Below are 5238 nucleotides of genomic sequence, written 5' to 3' on the forward strand. Positions count from 1 at the left end.
TGGGCAAGGTCTCGAAGCCAGACGTACTCGGCCTTGAACTCCTGAAGCTGCTGCATCGCCACGCGCTGGTTGCGGCGACGCGTCTCCGCAGTCGTTGTGTGCAGCAGGCCTTGGCGGACGAGGTGATATGCGACCTCCTGCTTCACCGCCATAGCCTCTGCGACTTCCATGACCGAGAGGGTCCTTGACTGCTCGGCACGCCACTCATCACGCAACTGGAGATGTCGGTCTGCATCCACAACAAGAGAGGGAATGAGCGACAGCCCCGTCAGTCTTCCGATGACGGGCAAGCGTCCATCAAGGATGGCGTTCAAGGTGAGGGCCAACTCTCCGTCGATGAGGCGCGTGCGACAGGCGGTGGCGAGGGAGATGACATTCTCGGTAGCCTTGGTCGGCGAAGCGCTAGCTGTGTTGTCGAGTTGTCTATTGAGCACGTCGAGCCGATTGCGGTCGATTCGCCAGACGGCTTGCTCGGTTTCGTTGCGCCCCTCGAGGACGGGCAGGATGCCTGCCTGGCACAGCTCTCGGAAGCGGCGCCGGCTGAGCCCGAGTTCACGCCGTACCTCGACAGCGGTGAGGCTCGCAGTGCGCAGTGACCGATAGGCCTCAACCGCGTCGGGGGTGATCGACGTGAAGCAACGCTTGCCTGCAGCGGCTACCCGGCCCGCGAGGCGTCCTGCCCGGATCAGTTTCTTGACGCTGCCTCGCGCCAAAGCAAGTTCGGCAGATGCCTGCGCGATGCCGACGCTCCTTTTGCGAAACGCAGTTGCATTCCGGTGCTTCAGGACCTGTGGGTGACACGGCGCCGTCCTTACGTCTCCCACATAGTGAGCGATGCCTTCTCTGAGGGGGGCGTATGCCGGGGACGTCGGTAGCGCGTCTACCTTCGCGAGGAAGCGTCCAAGCGAGCGCCTCAGGGACGGCTCTCCCCTGTCGATGGCCTCCAGCGCTTTCATCAGCCCCGCCGGCCAGTCGGAGAGGATTCTGCCAGCGGTTTGCATGGCGAGCCGAACCTTGGCATGTGTGATGCATGCCATGGCTTCTGCTGATGGCGCCAAGTCTCCCAGCAAAGAGATCAGCTTGAGTCGCTGCCTATCGGACAGATCCAGCCAAACGGCCGGAAAGGGGGGATTGCTGCTCTCAGTCCCCCCGAACGCATACCTCTCCGCTACGAGAAGGCTGCTGGAGGCGGCCTCAGGCTCGACTGAGCAAAGGTCCATCCCACATTGACAACGCGTCAGGCCGCCGAGAGTCCAGCTCAGTGGTTGTGAGCACGAGGGGCAGGCGTCGACCAGTGTTGTCTGGTGAATGGCACAGGTCACTCGCCTCATGTCCTCCCAACTTGCCTCTGCAAAGCCACTCTCGGCCAGGCACCTTGGGCAGATCTGGCGAAGCGACAATCGCCAGAAGTCGGACGGCAATCGCCGTCCCCCGAGCACGCAGAGGTGCCGGGCATCGGTGTCACCCGGGATGATGCCTTCCAAGCCGGCAAGTTGAGAGGTCGACTTGCCAATGGCCGCGCTGATTGTGGCAAGCGTGCTTTGATGAAGCGCCTTTCCACTCAGATGGCGCATCATCCAGTCTGGCCCGCTATAGCCGTTCGCCAGCGCGACCCGACCGATGTACCCCCTGAGCGATTCATTTGGAATGGGATGCGGTCTTATTGGCAGCATGACGCAAACTCCGATCACGAAAGGTGGCCCAGGGGTTTTGCAGTGCGGCGAGATCGTCCAGGGAGACGAGCATGCGCTGGAACAGCGGGAGATTTGGGTGTGTGACAGCGCCTGCATACACAGGGCATTCGCCACTCAGAACTGATTCCATGACTCGCTTGAATCCGGAATAGCGATGCCGCCCGCAACGAGGCGACACCTCGGCGACCGGCACCAGATTTGCCCGCGGAGCCCAGGGCTGGAGAGCCTGAGCGAGCTCGTGGATCAGCCTGGCCAAACTCTTGAGACTGGCAAACTGCATTCCCGTCCCGGGCCGATAGTCGAGCAACTTGGCATCCACAAGAACCGTGAGTTGGCTGCGCGTGATGCCGAGGGCTTGGCACAACTGACTCACGGGGCGATGCAGATACGTTTCAAAGTCGCCCAAGTGGGTGCGAAGGTGCGCCAACTCTTCAGCATCGCCAACGCCTGCGAGCCACTGCCAGAATGCGTCGCGCAACTGTGTCGGAGCCTCCATGCGCAACCATCGTGTTCCCATGCGAGTGAACTCGTCCATTTGCGTGAGCACCGACTCTGCGTCGAGCGTGTCGGAGCCACACGCCGAGTTTTGGAGTTCCTGCATGCAGGCCTGGAAACCACGAGGCCAGTCTTCAAGGAAGCGACCGACCTGTTGGGCATGAGACTGGTCGCGCTTGAGCCCAGCGGGTAAGTCCTGGCGGTAGTGATGCAGCATGAGGGCAATGCGCTCAAGGTCGGAGACCTGAAGCGCTGCGGGTACTCGCGGAGCTATTTGCGTGGTGTGGGCGATCCCGACTGCCGCCAGGATCACTTTTGACACGAGCACCTGTTGGGAGCTCGCGCACGGTGCCTCCGCGCGCCTGTATTCAAGACCGCACCGACACCGCTCATGGTCGCGGCGCCACGATAGGGGTTCGCCGCAACGTGTGCATCGATCGATGAGTTGTAGCCCATGGTCTGGGCAGGCCGTGAGCAGGCGAATAGACCAATACCATGGCGTGATGCCCTGCTGATCAAAGCATGCAGGGCAGATCTTGCGCCGCAAGAGTGAGAAATGGCGGTGACCTAGGCGATGCCTCTGGTAATGCCAGCTGAACGCGTCTCGACGTACATTCTGGTTTGCTAGGCTCTTGCCGTCTTGACCCGTGAGTTCAGCGACTCGGCGAAGTGACACGCCGGGTAGATCCGTTCGTGCCGCGATCCCCGATGAAATGCGACGCTCCAGCAGGGTGCCGGGAATCCTGTTCAGGCCATTCGCATTCGCCAAGCGGAGGGTGTAAGCGTGCATGGTCTCGAGGGGATGAATTTTGGGGCGTAGCGCCAGCATCATGACTTCCTGCTCCTCTTGACGGGATCCCTACTAGTTCCAGAATATGGTTCGCTTGGTTTGTCCAGGCGCCTGATCTTGAATTCAGAATTGAACGGATTCAAATTGCCGATCCCGCTTCGCCAGATAGCTCTTTGAAATGCTTGTTCTAATACGCTGCTTTCAATTACAGCCTGAACTTTGCGCACTGCAATCTTGAGGGCAGCGGAAAGTAGCTTCACCAAGGGGCCAATTCTCCCGTCGGATGCCACAAAAAGCTTCGAGGCAGTGCCACGATCAAGCAGATCTGAGCGGCTTAGCATTGGAATTTGGGAGCAGATTGCCTTGATGACCTTCGTAAACCGTGTCAGCGAAAGCTTATCGGTTGTCTGATCGAACAGGCTCAGTTCCAAGGTAGTGCTGAATCGGCGCCGCAATTGAACGTTACATTCTAGGATCGCTTCCGATCTCGGGAGGCCGCACAGAACGAACGGGATCTCGCATTGATCGGAAAGTTCTTTGAACCAATCTGATATCTGAAGAAGTGAGTCGCCTCGCCTTCCATCTACAAAGTGATTAGCCTCATCAAACAATAGTGCTCGTGATTCACACCCCTTCGCCAGGCAGACGATTCTGCTGGTCAGCTCAACCGTTGTTTGACCGCCAACCCCAGCAAGCGGGTCGCCCAATGCGGCCAAGGTAGCCTGTGCCACCGACTTAATGGTCGGACGGGACGGAATCGATACTAGGGGGCACGGCACGAGGGTGCGGTCATCCTGCTGCTGGGCCTCGGGGAAGCGGGCTTTAATAGCCTTGAGCAATGTTGTCTTGCCAACACCAGATTCACCGATGATCATCATCCCCACACCCTCATTGGAATAAGGAGCGAAGGTGATGAGATCATCGAATTCATCGAGGATCTCCTGCCATCCTGTATGTGCAACCCGAAGGTTGTGAAGCGTCTCAATCGTTTGATTGAGGCTGATTTCAGATTCGTTGGTCAGTACGCTTTCCATTTTTTAGCGCTCCCCTGATTAAGCAAAGGCAGTCTCGAAGTCCATTTCATCCTCAAGCTCGTCCTCCAGGGCAAGATTCAGTGTCTTTTCGGTCCCTTGGGCCTCGTTCGTCTTGGTTTCCTTGTCCTTCATGCGCTCTCCCTTGGTGCGGTCGCGAAGTTTCTTGCTTTCGAACAACTCGCTTACCAACTTCCGGAGTTCCGCCTTCGCCTCGGCAATCGACAATTCACGCTCCTCTGTGCGCGCCATCTTCTTGCGATAGGCGCGGATCCATTTGTATTGGGTTGCGCTCATGCCGCGTACTTCTTCAGGGGCGGTATTCTCGACTGTGATGTACTCTTCAGATTCGGGGTCTTGGACGTGTATTTGGGTCATGTCAGCGTTATGAAACCGAACCTGCACCTCCAGCTTTTCACCATATCTGCGCCGTAGATCCTGGAGTTCGCTCGATTGGTAGAATTGATCACCATGCAGCTGGATTCCGTAATGCCACACTCGGCGGTGTGCAACCTGGCTGAAATGGATATCTAGCTTGTCCACACATGCGGGAAGTTCTGGGGCATACATCTTTGACTCGCGCTGCCATCTCAAGGCGGGAGGTTCGCTAATGCCGCGGTGCATTTTTTGGCTATAAACGTCAAGGATCCAGCGATGGATGACCTCGTTAAGCTTTTCGAGTGTAATCAGGGCAGTCTTAAGAGGATCAAAGTCGAATCGTTGCCAGTATTTTGCGAAGGACGTCCCGGGCAACTTGTGGATCAGGTTGTAGTTCAGCGTTTTCAGGAAACGCTCAATTGCACCTTTATGAAATGGCTTTCTTTTTCCTCCAAATTCGATTCTGAATCCAAGCCCAAGCGCCGCAGCCTCAAGGGCTTCGGCGTGAAACTCCAGTCCGTTGTCGACGACGAGCGTCTCGGGCAGTCCATATGCGAGCCAGGAGTTCTTGAGTGCGGGATATCGCGCTTTGAGATCGATTTTCGGAAGCACCGCATGCCGCAGGCAGTGCATCACGGCTTCAACGGATGGCGGGGAAAATGAAATATGAAAACCCAATACCATTCGGGACCTCTTGTCGATCGCGACAGTGATCCACGGGCGCCCCAGGGGAAGATGTGAGTGTTCGTCGACAACAAAGAGATCCCCGGGGTTCGACACTTAACCCCGATTTTCGCCCCTTTTCGGAAAGTGCCTTCAGCGCTGGCGCGGGTTTGAAGGCCATGATCGC

The 5238-nt window shown here is 57.7% G+C and carries 4 protein-coding genes and 1 pseudogene; all 5 read right to left on the minus strand.

Annotated elements, in window-relative coordinates:
- Nucleotides 1-1673, minus strand: a 1673-nt coding sequence (locus C667_RS20020; protein WP_169317693.1) for a TniQ family protein, incomplete at its 3' end; no start/stop codon positions are given.
- Complete coding sequence (locus C667_RS26590; RefSeq protein ID WP_245538512.1) at nucleotides 1639-2511, minus strand: hypothetical protein; 873 nt, start codon at nucleotides 2509-2511, stop codon at nucleotides 1639-1641. The genes C667_RS26590 and C667_RS20020, both read right to left, overlap by 35 nt.
- A gap of 132 nt (nucleotides 2512-2643) precedes the next feature.
- Nucleotides 2644-3021: pseudogene (locus C667_RS26900) on the minus strand (TniQ family protein); the annotation flags it as partial.
- Complete coding sequence (locus tag C667_RS25270; RefSeq protein WP_004379096.1) at nucleotides 3018-4013, minus strand: TniB family NTP-binding protein; 996 nt, start codon at nucleotides 4011-4013, stop codon at nucleotides 3018-3020. The gene C667_RS25270 and the pseudogene C667_RS26900, both read right to left, overlap by 4 nt.
- A gap of 18 nt (nucleotides 4014-4031) precedes the next feature.
- Complete coding sequence (locus C667_RS25275; RefSeq protein ID WP_083881368.1) at nucleotides 4032-5168, minus strand: TnsB C-terminal domain-containing protein; 1137 nt, start codon at nucleotides 5166-5168, stop codon at nucleotides 4032-4034.
- Nucleotides 5169-5238: the final 70 nt, after the last annotated feature.

Source organism: Thauera phenylacetica B4P, assembly GCF_000310225.1.
Classification (GTDB): domain Bacteria; phylum Pseudomonadota; class Gammaproteobacteria; order Burkholderiales; family Rhodocyclaceae; genus Thauera; species Thauera phenylacetica.